At 63.2% G+C, this 15256-nt stretch carries 14 protein-coding genes; 12 read left to right on the top strand and 2 right to left on the bottom strand.

All coding sequences use genetic code 11. The annotated features are described in order from the left end of the window. The first annotated feature begins 64 nt into the window (after positions 1-64). The 10 genes from hslV to tatC all read left to right on the top strand — a co-directional run bounded on the left by hslV (position 65) and on the right by tatC (position 8009). On the top strand, positions 65-586 hold the full coding sequence (hslV, locus tag PJK54_RS14510; RefSeq protein WP_077377918.1) for an ATP-dependent protease subunit HslV: 522 nt from the start codon (positions 65-67) through the stop codon (positions 584-586). Position 587: 1 nt separating this feature from the next. Beyond that, on the top strand, positions 588-1913 hold the full coding sequence (gene hslU, locus PJK54_RS14505; RefSeq protein ID WP_077377915.1) for an ATP-dependent protease ATPase subunit HslU: 1326 nt from the start codon (positions 588-590) through the stop codon (positions 1911-1913). Between the two features lie 346 nt (positions 1914-2259). Further along, on the top strand, positions 2260-2619 hold the full coding sequence (locus PJK54_RS14500; RefSeq protein WP_240499733.1) for a gamma-butyrobetaine hydroxylase-like domain-containing protein: 360 nt from the start codon (positions 2260-2262) through the stop codon (positions 2617-2619). A 150-nt stretch (positions 2620-2769) separates the two neighbouring features. Further along, entirely contained in the window at positions 2770-3516 is a 747-nt protein-coding gene (ubiE, locus tag PJK54_RS14495; RefSeq protein ID WP_077377909.1) for a bifunctional demethylmenaquinone methyltransferase/2-methoxy-6-polyprenyl-1,4-benzoquinol methylase UbiE, read from the top strand. A 7-nt stretch (positions 3517-3523) separates the two neighbouring features. Further along, a complete protein-coding gene (locus tag PJK54_RS14490; protein WP_084207833.1) occupies positions 3524-4192 on the top strand; it encodes a ubiquinone biosynthesis accessory factor UbiJ in 669 nt (222 codons plus the stop codon). Continuing rightward, a complete protein-coding gene (gene ubiB, locus PJK54_RS14485; RefSeq protein ID WP_077377903.1) occupies positions 4189-5817 on the top strand; it encodes a ubiquinone biosynthesis regulatory protein kinase UbiB in 1629 nt (542 codons plus the stop codon). The genes PJK54_RS14490 and ubiB overlap by 4 nt, the downstream gene beginning before the upstream one ends. Positions 5818-6104: 287 nt before the next feature. Then, positions 6105-6440, top strand: coding sequence for a phosphoribosyl-ATP diphosphatase (locus PJK54_RS14480; RefSeq protein WP_077377900.1), 336 nt, complete (start codon positions 6105-6107; stop codon positions 6438-6440). 113 nt (positions 6441-6553) lie between these two features. Then, entirely contained in the window at positions 6554-6808 is a 255-nt protein-coding gene (gene tatA, locus PJK54_RS14475; RefSeq protein ID WP_084207831.1) for a Sec-independent protein translocase subunit TatA, read from the top strand. Between the two features lie 5 nt (positions 6809-6813). After that, positions 6814-7218: a Sec-independent protein translocase protein TatB gene (gene tatB, locus PJK54_RS14470; protein WP_077377894.1), complete on the top strand. Its 405-nt coding sequence runs from the start codon at positions 6814-6816 to the stop codon at positions 7216-7218. Continuing rightward, positions 7218-8009, top strand: coding sequence for a twin-arginine translocase subunit TatC (gene tatC / locus PJK54_RS14465; RefSeq protein ID WP_077377891.1), 792 nt, complete (start codon positions 7218-7220; stop codon positions 8007-8009). Before tatB ends, tatC begins: the two co-directional genes overlap by 1 nt. Before the next feature lie 122 nt (positions 8010-8131). Here the strand turns inward: tatC and elbB are convergent, their stop codons facing one another. Further along, positions 8132-8818, bottom strand: coding sequence for an isoprenoid biosynthesis glyoxalase ElbB (elbB, locus tag PJK54_RS14460; RefSeq protein WP_271303228.1), 687 nt, complete (start codon positions 8816-8818; stop codon positions 8132-8134). Between the two features lie 447 nt (positions 8819-9265). Here elbB and hemB point away from each other — a divergent pair, with 447 nt between their 5' ends. Then, positions 9266-10285: a porphobilinogen synthase gene (hemB, locus tag PJK54_RS14455; RefSeq protein ID WP_136939602.1), complete on the top strand. Its 1020-nt coding sequence runs from the start codon at positions 9266-9268 to the stop codon at positions 10283-10285. 159 nt (positions 10286-10444) lie between these two features. Next, positions 10445-12613, top strand: coding sequence for a polyphosphate kinase 1 (gene ppk1, locus PJK54_RS14450; RefSeq protein WP_077377882.1), 2169 nt, complete (start codon positions 10445-10447; stop codon positions 12611-12613). 283 nt (positions 12614-12896) lie between these two features. Here ppk1 and PJK54_RS14445 read toward each other — a convergent pair whose 3' ends face one another. After that, positions 12897-15047, bottom strand: coding sequence for a PhoX family protein (locus tag PJK54_RS14445; protein ID WP_271303227.1), 2151 nt, complete (start codon positions 15045-15047; stop codon positions 12897-12899). Positions 15048-15256 lie beyond the last annotated feature (209 nt).

Below are 15256 nucleotides of genomic sequence, written 5' to 3'. Positions count from 1 at the left end.
AAATGCCATGCCCGGCCCCGTTCACCTTATTCCAATCGCCGGCATGCTCTCTCAGGAGTTATCCATGACCACGATCGTCTCCGTGCGTCGCAACGGCCAGGTCGCCCTGGCTGGTGACGGCCAGGTATCCCTTGGCAACACTGTCATGAAAGGCAACGCCGCCAAGGTGCGTCGCCTGTATCGCAATCAGGTGCTGGCCGGCTTCGCTGGCGGTACCGCCGATGCCTTCACCCTGTTCGAACGCTTCGAAGCGCAGCTCGAGAAGTATCAGGGCCAGCTGGTGAAATCCGCCGTGGAACTGGCCAAGGAGTGGCGCTCCGACCGCGCCCTGCGCAAGCTGGAAGCCATGCTGGTGGTGGCCGACAAGCATGCCTCGCTGATCATCACCGGCAACGGTGACGTGGTCGAGCCCGAACACGGCGTGCTGGCCATCGGCTCCGGCGGCAACTTCGCCGAAGCTGCCGCCCGCGCCCTGATCGAGAACACCGAGCTGTCCGCCCGCGAGATCACCGAGAAGTCCATCTCCATCGCGGCCGACATCTGCGTCTTCACCAACCACAATGCCATCATCGAGGAGCTGTCCTGAGATGTCCCAGATGACCCCGAAGGAAATCGTCAACGCCCTCGATCAGCACATCGTCGGTCAGCCGGAAGCCAAGCGTGCCGTGGCCGTGGCCATGCGCAATCGCTGGCGTCGCATGCAGCTCAACGATGATCTGCGCCCGGAAGTCACCCCGAAGAACATCCTGATGATCGGCCCGACCGGTGTCGGCAAGACCGAGATCGCCCGTCGTCTGGCCAAGCTGGCCGGCGCGCCCTTCCTGAAGATCGAGGCGACCAAGTTCACCGAGGTCGGCTACGTCGGACGTGACGTGGAATCGATCATCCGTGACCTGGTCGAGGTCGCCATGAAGCTGGTGCGTGAAGAGGCCATGAAGGAAGTGCGCGACAAGGCCGAGGATGCCGCCGAGGATCGCATCCTCGATGCGCTGCTGCCGCGCGCCCGTGGCGAGGAATATGATGCGGCGGCCAACAACAGCAGCACGCGTCAGATGTTCCGCAAGAAGCTGCGCGAAGGTCAGCTGGATGACAAGGAAATCGACATCGAGCTGAGCCCGGCCAGCCAGAGCCTGGATTTCGCCACCCCGCCGGGGATGGAAGAGATGACCAGTCAGCTGCAGTCCATGTTCTCCAGCATGGGCAAGCAGCAGAAGGAAAGCCGTCGCATCAGCGTCAAGGAAGCCCTCAAGCTGGTTCACGAGGAAGAAGCGGCCAGAATGGTCAGCGATGAAGACCTCAAGAGCCGTGCCATCGAGGCCGTCGAACAGAACGGTATCGTCTTCCTCGACGAGATCGACAAGGTCGCCAAGCGTGGCGAGTCCGGCAGTGGTGGCGACGTGTCCCGTGAAGGCGTGCAGCGCGATCTGCTGCCGCTGATCGAGGGCTCCACCGTGTCCACCAAGCACGGCATGGTCAAGACGGACCACATCCTGTTCATCGCTTCCGGCGCCTTCCACCTGTCCAAGCCTTCGGACATGATTCCGGAGCTGCAGGGCCGTCTGCCGATCCGCGTCGAGCTCAATGCCCTGACCCCGGACGACTTCAAGCGCATCCTGACCGAGCCGTCCGCGGCGTTGATCCGTCAGTACAAGGCGCTGCTGGCCACCGAAGGCGTCGAGCTGAGCTTCGCGGATGACGCCATCGAGCGTATCGCCCAGATCGCCTATCAGGTCAACGAAGGCACCGAGAACATCGGCGCGCGTCGTCTGCATACCGTGATGGAACGCCTGCTGGAAGAGATTTCCTACGAAGGTGCCGATCAGGCGGGTGAGCTCAAGGTCGATGCCGCCTATGTCGATGCTCGCCTGGGCGACCTGGCGTGTGACGAAGACCTGTCGCGCTACATTCTCTGACGTCTGGCGTCAGCGCCTGACCCGCGAGAAGCCCTCATGGCGGCAATCGCCACCCTGAGAGATGCTACTGACGCCCGATCCGGCTTGGCCCGGTTCGGGCGTCAGTGCATCATGCGACATAGATACGTCGACGCGCCCGAGATGTCGCTCGACGCCCCTGTTCCTTCGGTCGCCTTACAGCGTGGTGTCATGCTGGACGGCGGGCTGACACGAGGATGCCCTGATGAGCCACGACACTCCTGAAGACCACGCTGCCGAGCAGGACGAACCCCGCAGCCAGCAGCGCGACTACCGCCTCAATGAGCGCCACGCCCGTGACGCCGACGAGGCCCCGGTACCGACGCGCGTGCACTACCACAAGTCGGAGCGTGAACTGGAACTGGGCTATGCGGATGGCCAGACCTTCCGCCTCAGCACCGAATTCCTGCGCGTGATGTCCCCCTCCGCGGAAGTGCGCGGTCACGGTGTCGGCCAGGAAACGCTGCAGGTCGGCATGCGCCATGTCGGTCTGGCCAACATCACCCAGAGCGGTCGCTACGCGCTGAAGCTGCATTTCGATGATGGCCACGACAGCGGCCTCTACACCTGGGAATACCTGTGGGAACTGGCCAACCGCCGCGATGCCATGTGGGCCTACTACCTGCGCCAGCTGGAAGAGGCCGGTGCCTCGCGTGAGCCGCTGGGCATTCCGCTCAATCAGCTGTAAGCCACTGATGCCAATGGGGCGCGGCAAGATGTCCGACTCGACGTCTTGTCAAAAGACAGCCCGCTGGCCAGCGGTTACAATCGAGCCACTGCGAAAGCTCACCATATTGCGCTGACGTCCCCCATGGGTGGCGTCACAACAGGGGAAGTCATGGACAAGCGTACGACTCACTTCGGTTATCAGGAAGTTGCCGTGGACGAGAAGGCAGGCCGCGTCGCGGATGTCTTCCACAGTGTCGCCGCCAAGTACGACGTGATGAATGACCTGATGTCCTTCGGCATCCACCGTCTGTGGAAGCGCATTACCCTGGAGCGTGCCGGTGCCCGTCCGGGCCAGACGGTGCTGGACATTGCCGGTGGCACCGGGGATCTGACGCTGAAGTTCTCGCGTCTGGTCGGCCCGAAGGGTCGCGTGGTGCTCGCCGACATCAACGCCTCGATGCTCAACGTCGGGCGTGACAAGCTGCTCGACCGCGGCGTGGGTGGCAATGTCGAGTATGTGCAGGCCAATGCCGAGGCGCTGCCCTTCCCTGACAACACCTTCGACATCATCACCATCGCCTTCGGGCTGCGCAACGTCACCGACCAGGCCAAGGCCCTGCGCTCCATGCAGCGCATCCTCAAGCCCGGAGGCCGTCTGCTGGTGCTGGAGTTCTCCAAGCCGGTCAATCCGCTGCTCTCCACCGCCTACGATCAGTACAGCTTCCGCCTGCTGCCGAAGATGGGCGAGATGGTCGCCGGCGACGCCGATTCCTACCGCTATCTGGCCGAATCCATTCGCATGCACCCCGACCAGAAGACCCTGGCCGGCATGATGGAAGAGGCAGGTCTCGAGCGTGTCGAGTTCACCAATCTCACCGGTGGCATCGTCGCGCTGCACCGTGGTATCAAGCTTTGAGGCTGTCATGGCATTGCTGACCCCCCTGCTGGTGGCGACGGCGGAACGCACGCTCAACCGCCTGCTCGCCCGTGACCCCGCCTCCGCCATGCGCCTGAATGCGCTTGCCGGCAGACGCCTGCTGCTGCGCCTGGAGCGCCCCGCCTTCGACCTGCTGGTGCACTTCGACCTGCAGGGGCTGCATCTGCTGCGCCTGCCCGAGGCCAACGAGAGCGACGGCGACGTGGTGGTGGAGCTGGACATGGAAACTGCCGCGGCACTGCTGTCCGGTGAGCCCATCGAGCGCTTGATGTTCGAGGGCCGCCTGGCCGTGCGTGGCCGTCTGCACCTGCTGGAAAGCGCACGGGACCTGGTGATGGATCTCGATCTCGACTGGGAAGGGGCCTTGAGCGAATGGTTCGGCGAGACCCCCGGTCATAGTCTGGCCACCGGCCTGCGCAGCCTCGGTCGCTTCGGGCTGACCAGCCGTCGTGAGCTGGAGCTGGATCTGCGCGAGTATCTGACCGAGGAAGCACGCTGGCTGCCCGGCCATGCCCAGCTGCAGGTCGCGCGGGACGAGCTGACCGAGCTGACCCAGTGCCTGGATCGCACCGAGGCACGCCTGGCGCGCCTGCGACGCCATCTGGAGGCCGTCACCACGCCACGGTCCGCTGATCGGGAGTGCCAGCCGTCGTGAGACTCTATCGCCTGCTGAGCATCCTGTGGGTCATCGCCCGCTATCGACTGGATGATCTGATCCCGCTGTCTCGCGTACCTGCGCTGCTGCGGCCGCTGGTCAAGCTCTCACCGCTGCGCCTGCTGCCTGTCGGCAAGCGCTCGCGTGGTGAGCGCCTGCGGCTGGCACTCGAAGCGCTGGGCCCGATCTTCATCAAGTTCGGCCAGATGCTCTCGACTCGTCGTGACCTGCTGCCACCGGACGTCGCCGATGAGCTCAAGCGCCTGCAGGACCAGGTGCCGCCCTTCGAGAACGAGGTGGCGCGCGAACTGGTCGAGCAGGAGCTGGGCATGCCGGTCGAGGAAGCCTTCGCCGAATTCGAGGCGCAACCGCTGGCCTCGGCCTCCATCGCCCAGGTCCATGCGGCACGCCTGCACGATGGTTCCGACGTGGTGGTCAAGGTGATCCGCCCGCGCATCGAAGAGGTGATGCGCAAGGATATCGGCCTGCTGTATCTGCTCGCGCGTCTGCTGATGAAGCTCTCGCCGGAAGCACGGCGTCTGCGCCCCGTGGAAGTGGTCTCCGATTACGAGGCCACGCTGTTCGACGAGCTGGACATGCACAAGGAGGCCGCCAACACCTCCCAGCTCAAGCGCAACTTCCTCGATTCGCCCCTGCTCTACGTGCCGACCATCCACTGGCCGCTGACGCGGCGCCGGGTAATGGTGCAGGAGCGCATCCGCGGCATCCCGGTCGCCGACATCGACGAGCTGGAAGCCCAGGGCACCGACTTGAAGAAGCTGGCCGAGCGCGGCGTGGAGATCTTCTTCACCCAGGTGTTCCGCGACAACTTCTTCCACGCCGACATGCACCCCGGCAACATCTTCGTCTCGCGAGAGAACGCCCATGACCCGCAGTTCATCGCCATCGACTGCGGTATCGTCGGCAGCCTGACCCGCGAGGACCAGGACTATCTGGCGCGCAATCTGCTGGCCTTCTTCCGTCAGGATTACTACGAGGTCGCGGCGCTGCACATCGAGTCCGGCTGGGTCGGGGAGGGCACGCGCGCCAACGAGTTCGCCGCGGCCATCCGAGCCGTCTGCGAGCCGATTCTCGAGAAGCCGCTCAAGGACATCAGCTTCGGCCAGGTGCTGCTGGGCCTGTTCCAGACCGCGCGCCGCTTCAACATGGAAGTCCAGCCGCAGCTGGTCCTGCTGCAGAAGACGCTGCTCAACATCGAGGGGCTCGGCCGTCAGCTGTATCCGGATCTCGACCTGTGGGCCACCGCCCGCCCCTATCTGGAGCGCTGGATGAAGGAGCGCGCCGGCCCCAAGGCGTTCTGGGCCGAGATGGTCAAGCAGGCTCCGGAGCTGTCACATCAGCTGCCGCAGCTGCCGGTGATGGCCTTCCAGGCCATGCAGCGCATCGATGATGAACACCGCGCTCGACAGCGTCAGACCGAGGCACTCGCCACGCTGCGCGATCGTGTCAATCATGCGTCCAGCACCGGCTGGCGCTTGCGCGCAGGTGGACTGCTGATCGCCGTGGCCTTCGGCTGGCAACCGCTGATCGCCTGGGCCGAGACGCAACCGATGATGGTGCTGGTCGGCGCGGGGCTGGGCATCGTGCTGTTGCTGTGGCGCTAGCCGCGCCCCTGCTTCGCTCGCGGCGCTGACCGAAACTTGCCGCCCCTCGGGGCGCAGTGCAATATGATTGTCATGTAACCCTTGCATCCTGAGTCGCCGGGCCTTGCCTCGCGGCAGTGCTCGATGAGGCAGGAGCCTCGGGCTGGACTCGCTGCCTTCGCTCGGGCCCGGTTGTCCGGCTGGCCGCGACGCTCCTGCAACGGCTCTCATGCAACGGTTCTCATGCAACGGTTCTCATGCAGATAATGTTTTCATGCCAGACCCCATGCTTTCAGGAATGATGATTCATGAGTGATATTCTCAACCGCCTGTCAGACGTACTGGCAGAGCGGCGCGACGCTGATCCGACGTCCTCCTATGTCGCGAGCCTGCATCACAAGGGCCTCAACAAGGTATTGGAGAAGATTGGCGAAGAGGCCACGGAAACGGTACTGGCCGCCAAGGATTTCACTCAGGACGACGTGGACTCCCACCGTGCAGTGATCGGTGAGACCGCCGACCTGTGGTTCCACTCGCTGGTGATGCTTTCTCACCTCGGGCTGGACCATCAGGACGTGCTGGATGAGCTGGCGCGACGCTTCGGCGTCTCCGGCCATGATGAAAAGGCCGCTCGCGGTCAGTGATGATCAAGCAGACGACTTGCAGCGCAAGCCGATTTCCCTGGCAGTGGTGCTCTCACCCTGCAAGACTCAAGGCCTCGTGACCTAGTCCCATCGGCCAAAATGGAGAACTTCCCATGTTAGGTGGCATCAGTATCTGGCAGCTCCTCATCGTGCTCGGCATCATCATCCTGATCTTCGGCACCAAGAAGCTCCGCAACGTCGGATCAGACCTCGGTGGCGCGGTCAAAGGCTTCAAGGGCGCCATGAAGGAAGAGGAAAAGGCCCCCGAAGACACGGCTCCTCAGCAGAAGGTCTCCCACGGTGAATCCCGCGGCGATACCATCGATGTCGAGGCCGAGCGCCGCGATACCGCTGACAAGCGCTCGTAAGCCGCATGTTCGACATCGGCTTTTTTGAACTGGCACTGATCTCGCTGCTGGCATTGATCGTGCTCGGCCCGGAGCGTCTGCCCCGGGCGGCGCGTACGGCGGGATTGTGGCTGGGGCGCATCAAGCGCAGCGTCTCGGGGATCCAGCAGGAAATCAGCGCCCAGCTGGAAGCCGAAGAACTGCGTCAGACGCTCAATGAGCAGAAGAAGCAGCTCGACGAGACCCTGGCACATGCCCGCAATGAGGCGCGTGAGGTGGAAACCACCATCACGCGTTCCTCGCCCGCGTCACAGGAGGATGCCAACGCCTCGCCTGCCGCCGACAGTGCTCGCTCGACCACGGAGACGACCTCAGGCGAGCAAGAGACCTCCGCCACCCCCACCAGTGAGTCACGGGAGCCGCGTTCCTGATGAGTGATCCGCATGACCCGCAGCCCTCCGCCTCCGGCGAGGCTGCCCACGCCCCGCTCATCGAGCATCTGATCGAACTGCGCTCCCGCCTGCTGCGTGCGACTGTCGTGGTCCTCGTGGTATTCGCGGCGCTGTATGGCTTCTCCAATCAGATCTATCTGTATGTGGCCGAGCCGCTGATGGCCCTGCTGCCTCCCGGCTCTCAGATGATCGCCACCGAGGTGGCCTCGCCCTTCCTGGCCCCCTTCAAGCTGACACTGGTGGTGGCGCTGTTCCTGGCGATTCCGGCGGTGCTCTATCAGGCTTGGGCCTTCATCGCGCCGGGACTCTACGAGAACGAGAAGGCGTTGGCGTTGCCGCTGCTGGCCTCCAGCATCCTGCTGTTCTATGCGGGCGCGGCGTTTGCCTACTATGTCGTCTTCCCGCTGCTGTTCCAGTTCTTCACCACCACGGGCCCCGAGAACGTGGCGATCATGACGGACATCAATCAGTACCTGAATTTTGTCCTCAAGCTGTTCTTCGCCTTCGGTGTGGCCTTCGAGATTCCCATCGCCACCTTCCTGCTGATCTGGACGGGGGCCACGTCCGTGGAGGTGCTGAGCAAGAAACGCCCCTACATCGTGATCGCCTGCTTCGTGGTCGGCATGCTGCTGACACCGCCTGACGTCATCTCGCAGTCATTGCTGGCGATTCCGATGTGGCTGCTGTTCGAGGTCGGGATTCTCGCCGCACGCGCCTTCAAGCGCCGCCGTCCGGCGAGCGATGATGAGGCCTCGCAGCAGGCCCCCTGACGCGAAGACTCGAGCAGACAGCGCCTGAACGATGACGCGCAAGAATCATGACGCAGGAAACGACGAAGCCCCCGCCAATGGCGGGGGCTTCGTCGTTTCCTGCTGGGTGCCGTGCGACCGTGTCAATCCTGTTGACTGGCCTTGGCCTGGTCTTCCTCGATCCAGCCGTTCAGACGCTCCACCAGCTTGAAGATGCCTTCGGCAGCCTCGGAGATGCGCTCTGCCTGCATGTAGGCTGGCGTCGTGATCACGCGATTGGCGGCATCAATCACGATATCCGTCACCTCACAACTCTTGTGCAGACCGCCCTGGGCACTGATGGCGCCGGAGACTTCAGGGTCCGTGCCGATGGTGACCGAGATCCCCCCGCCCAGCAGCTTCGGCACCATCACCGGCGCGATGCACATCACGCCGATCGGCTTGCCGACCGCATGGAAGGGCTGCACCACCTCGCGCAGACCATCCACCAGCGTCAGATCCGCGCCCTTGACGGCAAAGTTGCTGAGATTCTTGGCGGCACCGAAGCCACCGGGCAGAATCAGCGCGTCGAAGTCCTCGGCGGACAGCTCCGGCAACGGACGCACCTTGCCACGCGCCAGGCGAGCCGACTCGGTCAGCACATTGCGTGTCTCGTCCATTTCCTCGCCGGTGGCGTGGTTGAGCACATGATGCTGATCGATGTCCGGAGCGAAGCACTCGTAGCGGATGCCCAGCTGATCAAGCCGAAGCATGGTCAGGGTCGTTTCGTAGATCTCGGAGCCATCATAGACACCGCAACCGGATAGGATCAGGGCTACCTGCTTGGTCATGTGTTACTCCATTGACGGTGAACTGCTCGGCGGCTGCCGACAGGTCAGAAGTGACAGATTCGTACAGGAATCCGCTACAGGCAAGCACCATGTGAAGAGGTACCGGCTGGAAAGGACAGATGATGCCGGCGGCCTGCAGCACCTGGGTATTCGTCACTCCGATGCCCCAAGACTATGGGCGGCATGACCACATCTCAAGGGCGCCCCTCGCGGTTCGGCGGGCAGGATGACAGTGCACACGACGCGACACCCTGCCCCATGCCGCGCCCCTGTTCCGACCTGCATGCACTGATATACTCGAAAGCATCGTGCCGACAGCTTGCTCGGCCAATCCCATCTCCTTCGGTCGTATGGGCGCCGTCTGACCTGTAATATCATTGAAATATTATAGACCTAGACTTCCAGCGTCCCTCACGGAACCGGAGCCTTAGATCCGGAGAGCCTCTCTTGAGTCAACGTACCCCACGCCAGTTTCCTGCGATTCGCATGCGCCGCATGCGCAAGGATGATTTCTCTCGCCGCCTGATGCGCGAGAACCAGCTGACGGCCGATGATCTGATCCTGCCGGTCTTCGTGCTGGAAGGTTCGCAGCGTCGTGAAGCCGTGACCAGCATGCCCGGGGTCGAGCGCCTGTCCATCGACCTGCTGGTCGAGGAATGCCGTGAGGTCCATGCGCTGGGCGTGCCGGCCATCGCGCTGTTCCCGGTGATCGATGCCGAGGCCAAGAGCCTGCTGGCCGAGGAGTCCTACAACGCCAATGGCCTGGTGCAGCGCGCGGTGCGTGCCCTCAAGGAAGCCATCCCGACGCTGGGCGTGATCACCGATGTGGCGCTGGATCCCTACACCGTGCATGGCCAGGACGGCATCCTCGATGATGACGGCTACGTGCTCAACGACCGCACCGTGGACACCCTGATCAAGCAGGCACTGTCACACGCGGAAGCGGGCGCCGATGTCGTGGCCCCTTCTGACATGATGGACGGCCGCATCGGCTCCATCCGTGCCATGCTGGAACAGGAAGGCCTGATTAATACCCGCATCATGGCCTATTCGGCCAAGTACGCCTCCAACTACTACGGCCCGTTCCGTGATGCGGTGGGCTCGAGCGGCAATCTGGGCAAGGCCGACAAGCAGACCTACCAGATGGATCCGGCCAACAGCGACGAAGCGCTGCATGAAGTGGCCATGGATCTCGCCGAGGGCGCCGACATGGTGATGGTCAAGCCGGGCATGCCCTACCTGGATGTGGTGTCCCGCGTGAAGCGTGAACTGGAAGTGCCGACCTTCGCCTACCAGGTCAGCGGCGAGTACGCCATGCACATGGCCGCCTTCCAGAACGGCTGGCTGGATGCCGACAAGGTCATTCTCGAATCATTGATGTGCTTCAAGCGTGCGGGTGCCGACGGCATTCTCACCTATTTTGCCCGCCGGGCCGCGGAACTGCTGGCGGAGAAGAATCGCCTTTGACTACCCCGGCGACCGTGTCTGACCGGGGTCATGGAGTTGATGATGGAACAGACCCACAAGAACGCCATAGATGACGCGTCAGACACCTCGCTGGACACCGCTCCCCAACCGCATCAGGACGCTGCCGCCCCGGCGGCGTCCCGGGTGAAAGAGGGCGACATGGAGCTGGTCACCGACGAGCCGCCAGCCCTTGAACCTCCGCCCCTGCGCGTCAATCGTACGCGCAAGGGCATTCACGCCAAGGTCACGCCCTCCCCCGAAGCCGACCTGGCCGACCCCGCCCTGTATTTCAACCGTGAGCTGTCGAATCTGCAGTTCAACATCCGGGTACTGGAGCAGGCGCAGGACACTTCGCATCCGCTGCTCAACCGGCTGATGTTCCTGCTGATCTTCACGTCCAACATGGACGAGTTCTTCGAGATCCGCGTGGCGGGTCTCAAGCATCAGATCGCCTTCGACCGCACCGAGCCCGGCCCGGATGGCATGCTGCCCGGCAAGGTGCTCGACGAGATCTCGCGCATCACCCACGAGCAGGTGGAGCGCCAGTACCGCATCCTCAACGAAGAACTGATTCCGGCGCTTGAAGAGCAACACATCCGCTTCCGTCGCCGCAATCAGTGGAACGACGCCCAGAAAGCCTGGGTTCGCGAATACTTCGAGGAAGAGATTCAGCCGGTCATCAGCCCGATCGGGCTTGATCCATCACATCCCTTCCCGCGCCTGGTCAACAAGAGCCTCAACTTCATCGTCGAGCTGGAAGGCAAGGACGCCTTCGGGCGCGAGGGCGGCCTGGCCATTCTTCCGGCTCCGCGCTCGCTGCCGCGCTTGATTCGCGTGCCGGAAGCGCTCGCAGAGAGCGGCTATACCGAGTACGTCTTCCTGTCCTCGATGATTCATGCCCATGCCCAGGAGCTGTTCCCGGGGATGAAGATCAAGGGCTGCTACCAGTTCCGGCTGACGCGCAACGCCGACCTCTCGGTGGATGCCGAGGATGTCTCGGATCTGGCCTCGGCGCTGCGCGGCGAGCTGCTGGCGCGGCGTTACGGCGATGGCGTGCGCCTGGAAGTGGCGGACAACTGTCCGGAGGCGCTCTACACCTTCCTGCTCAAGCAGTTCGAGCTGGAGAAGCGAGACCTGTATCAGGTGAAGGGACCGGTCAATCTCAATCGCCTGATGGAAGTCATCGGCGACGTGGGCCGCGAGGACCTGCTCTACGCACCGTTCACTCCCGGCACGCCCAAGGCACTCAAGAGTGACAACAGCCTGTTCGATGCCATTCGCCGCGAGGACATCCTGCTGCATCACCCCTTCCAGTCGTTCTCGCCGGTCGAGAGTCTGCTGGCCGAGGCAGCGCGCGACCCGAACGTGCTGGCCATCAAGCAGACGCTCTATCGCACCGGAGCCGATTCCAACATCGTCTCCTCGCTGGTGGAAGCTGCACGCCAGGGCAAGGAGATCACCGTGGTGATCGAGCTGCGTGCCCGCTTCGATGAAGCCGACAACCTGCAGCTGGCCTCCCGCCTTCAGGAGGCAGGCGCCATCGTCATCTACGGGGTGATGGCCTACAAGACCCATGCCAAGATGCTGCACATCGTGCGGCGAGAAAATGGCGAGCTGCGCCACTATGCGCACCTCGGCACCGGCAACTACCACGCCAAGACGGCGCGCCTGTACACCGATTACAGCCTGCTGACGTCCAACGAGACCTTGTGCGAGGACGTGCACAAGGTCTTCCAGCAGCTGACTGGCATGGGCAAGCAACGCAATATCGAGAAGTTGCTGCATGCCCCCTTCACACTGCATGAGCGACTGGTGGAGATGATCGACCGGGAAGCGCGCAACGCCGAGAAGGGCAAGCGCGCCCACATCATCATCAAGTGCAACTCACTGACCGAACCCAAGCTGATCCGCGCGCTGTATCGCGCCTCACGCGCGGGCGTGCAGTGCGATCTGATCATCCGCGGGGTCTGCTGTCTGCGTCCGGGCGTTCCGGGCATCTCCGACAATATCCGCGTCCGCTCGGTGATCGGTCGCTTCCTGGAACATACTCGCACCTTCCACTTCCACAATGCCGGCCAGCCGGAGACCTGGTGTTCCAGCGCGGACTTCATGGAGCGCAATATGTTCCATCGCGTCGAGACCTGCTTCCCGTTGCTCGACAAGAAGCTGGCACAGCGCATCCGCAAGGACCTGGACACCTATCTGGTTGACAACTGCCAGAGCTGGCGCCTGGAAAGCGATGGTCACTACACCCAGCTGGATGCCGGCGATGCAGAGCCGATCAGCGTGCAGGAAACCCTGCTGTTCGCCTACGCCGCCAAGGCCTGATCGCGCCCCGCTCGGGCCCGCCTCATCCGGCGCAGTCCATTCACCTGACTCTCGGCCCTCACGCTTGCGTGGGGGCCGTCTGCGTTGAGCAGACAAGCCTTGTCCCAGTCCTCCTGTCCCGATCCTTCTGCCCCACTCTTTCCTTCTGCGCTCCCCCTTCTGCCTTCGCCTGATTGCCGACATCACCCGCCCATGACGCCTGCCCCCACCAGACCATGAAAAGGCCCCCGCATCCTGGATGCGGGGGCCTGGCAGCTGACGATCGGATCAAGCGCTCAACGGATCAGACACCGATCTGACCACCATCTTCACGCTGGATGACGACGGTCGCGGCGCGCGGGCGCACACTGCCGTCAGTTTCGGCAGTCGCATCCACACTCTGCGGCCAGTTGCCGGGATGCTGGATATTGACGAACAACGCCGTCCTGTCAGGTGTCGCGAAGATGCCGGTCACTTCACAGCCGTTCGGGCCAACCGCGAAGCGCTTGAGCTGTGCCTGGTTATCGGCACCGATCACGGCAGCATCCCCTTCGGCCTGCTGAAGCGCGGCCGGCACGACGGCCAGTAGCTGGTCATTGGTGACGTCCGCCACACCGGCATAGCCGTTGTCCGTCTGGATCCACAGGATACCCTGCTCGTCCTCACGTTCGTCGAAGTAGAGGCCATCCGGACTGGCGAATTCATTCATCTCGGTCAGGCCGGACAGGTTGTCGGCATCACTGGCCGCCGCGCCGAACACGAAGATCTCCCAATCGAAGGCGGTGTGATCTCCCGCCTCGCGCCAGCGGATGATCTGTCCTGCCTCGTTGTCACCGCGCGGGTTGGCGGCATTGGTCGGCGCCGTCTTGTAACCGACTCCCAGCTCCTCGATGGCCTTGCCGTCATTGGTGAAGGCCGCCGCCGTACCCTCTTTGGTGCGCTTGGAGTTGTTGGTCAGTGTCATGTAGACCTCACCGGAAGCCGGGTCGACGGCACCCCACTCCGGGCGGTCCATCGGCGTGGCGCCCATCAGATCCGCCGCGTCCGCGGTATGGATGATGACACCGGCCAGATCATCGGCCGCCAGGCCCAGTGCAGCGGCAAGCGTCCGGCCATCCTTGGTCACGGCGTCCGGCGTCAGCTTCAGCCACTTGCCAGTGCCGTCGGCGGAGAACTGGGCAACATACAACGTGCCCTTGTCCAGATACTTGTCACCGATCGCCAGGCGATTCTTGTCGGCTCCCGGCACATGCGCATCGGCGGCCTCCCATCTGGCATCGGAGACGAACTTGTAGATGTATTCGTTGCGCGAGTCATGGCCTGAATAGAACACCACCGGCTCGCCTTCGACCAGCTTGCCCGGCCAGCAACCTTCATGGCGGAAACGTCCCAGCGCGGTGCGCTTGACGGCCTTCTCACCGGTGTAGGGGTCGATCTCGACGATGTAGCCGAAGGTACGCGGCTCATTGCGATAATCCTTGTCGGCACTGTCCGCCGTCGGCGTATTGTCGAAGCGCGCGAATTCGCCATCGACTTCGCTGGCATCTCCCGCGGCGGTTTCCCAGCCGTAGCGGCCACGCTCGGTCTCGATGCCGATGCGATCATCATCGCTCTGACGATCACTGCGCTTGACGAAGTACCCCGGCCAGTTCTCCTCACAGGTCAGGTAGGTGCCCCAGGGGGTATAGCCGTTGGCGCAGTTGTTGTTGGTACCACGCGTGCGCGTGCCATCCGGAGAGAAGGCAGTCTTGACGTAATCACTGCCTGCCACCGGGCCACTCAACACCATCTCGCTGGCGCTGGTATAGCGACGGTTGTAGCCGGAGTTGATCACCACATCCCACTTGCCGCCGGCATCCTTCTTGACTTCGACGACGGTCACGCCGTGGGCATTGATCTCGGTACGCACTTCATCGGCCGGGCGCTTGCCGGACTCCGCATTGGTCGCGCCGCCCTTGGGCGCCCACAGGGCATCCTGATCGATGTACTCATTGTTCATCACCAGCAGGAAATTGCTGGAGGCGGTGTCTTCGCTCAGCGCGAAGTTGTGCATGCCGTCGTGATGCATGCCGATGCTGTTGAGCTGGGCCTCCGACGTCATCGCCAGCGATTCACTCCACTGCGGTGCCTTGTCGTTGAGCGGAGTGCCCCACGGTGCCAGGACATGGGCGGTATACCCTGCAGGTACCACGAAGGCATCCGTGCGAGAGCCCTTGATGGACTCGAAGGCCAGCGCCAGCGGTGTCTTCGCCGGAGTCCCTGTGGTCTTGCCGCTGTCGGCATTGGCCGCACCGCTCAGGCCCGCCAGCCCGAAGCCGCCCAGCATGCTGGCAGCCGCCATACCCAGACCACCCTGCAACACGCGACGACGGGAAAGGTGCTTGTCGATGATGGAAGAGAATGTCTCGTTGTGACTGGCATTCAGTAGGCGATGATCTTCAATTTCCTTGCTCATGCTGCTTCCCCGTAGTCAGGTTGCGGGTTGTTCTTTTCAGGCCTGGCCCCTGTGGGGCCGCCAAGGGCAACAAGAGTGATACGCGAACCAAATGACAGTCGTATGACGCGAACGATACGCCTCATGCAAACGACAGCGCCCGACGGTCGCATGACCATCGGGCGCGGGGAATTCACAAGCGCGAGACCTGCTCCGTCAGCCGTGAGGAA

Source organism: Cobetia sp. MMG027, from assembly GCF_027947415.1.
Lineage (GTDB): Bacteria > Pseudomonadota > Gammaproteobacteria > Pseudomonadales > Halomonadaceae > Cobetia > Cobetia marina.
This window is presented reverse-complemented; position numbering and strand designations above follow the sequence as displayed.

Excerpts from the sequence above, each read along its gene's own strand:
- hslV (WP_077377918.1), top strand. The coding sequence starts at position 65 with ATGACCACGATCGTCTCCGTGCGTCGCAACGGCCAGGTCGCCCTGGCT.
- hslU (WP_077377915.1), top strand. The coding sequence starts at position 588 with ATGTCCCAGATGACCCCGAAGGAAATCGTCAACGCCCTCGATCAGCAC.
- ubiE (WP_077377909.1), top strand. The coding sequence starts at position 2,770 with ATGGACAAGCGTACGACTCACTTCGGTTATCAGGAAGTTGCCGTGGAC.
- PJK54_RS14490 (WP_084207833.1), top strand. The coding sequence starts at position 3,524 with ATGGCATTGCTGACCCCCCTGCTGGTGGCGACGGCGGAACGCACGCTC.
- PJK54_RS14480 (WP_077377900.1), top strand. The coding sequence starts at position 6,105 with ATGAGTGATATTCTCAACCGCCTGTCAGACGTACTGGCAGAGCGGCGC.
- tatA (WP_084207831.1), top strand. The coding sequence starts at position 6,554 with ATGTTAGGTGGCATCAGTATCTGGCAGCTCCTCATCGTGCTCGGCATC.
- tatB (WP_077377894.1), top strand. The coding sequence starts at position 6,814 with ATGTTCGACATCGGCTTTTTTGAACTGGCACTGATCTCGCTGCTGGCA.
- tatC (WP_077377891.1), top strand. The coding sequence starts at position 7,218 with ATGAGTGATCCGCATGACCCGCAGCCCTCCGCCTCCGGCGAGGCTGCC.
- elbB (WP_271303228.1), bottom strand. The coding sequence starts at position 8,818 with ATGACCAAGCAGGTAGCCCTGATCCTATCCGGTTGCGGTGTCTATGAT.
- ppk1 (WP_077377882.1), top strand. The coding sequence starts at position 10,445 with ATGGAGCTGGTCACCGACGAGCCGCCAGCCCTTGAACCTCCGCCCCTG.
- PJK54_RS14445 (WP_271303227.1), bottom strand. The coding sequence starts at position 15,047 with ATGAGCAAGGAAATTGAAGATCATCGCCTACTGAATGCCAGTCACAAC.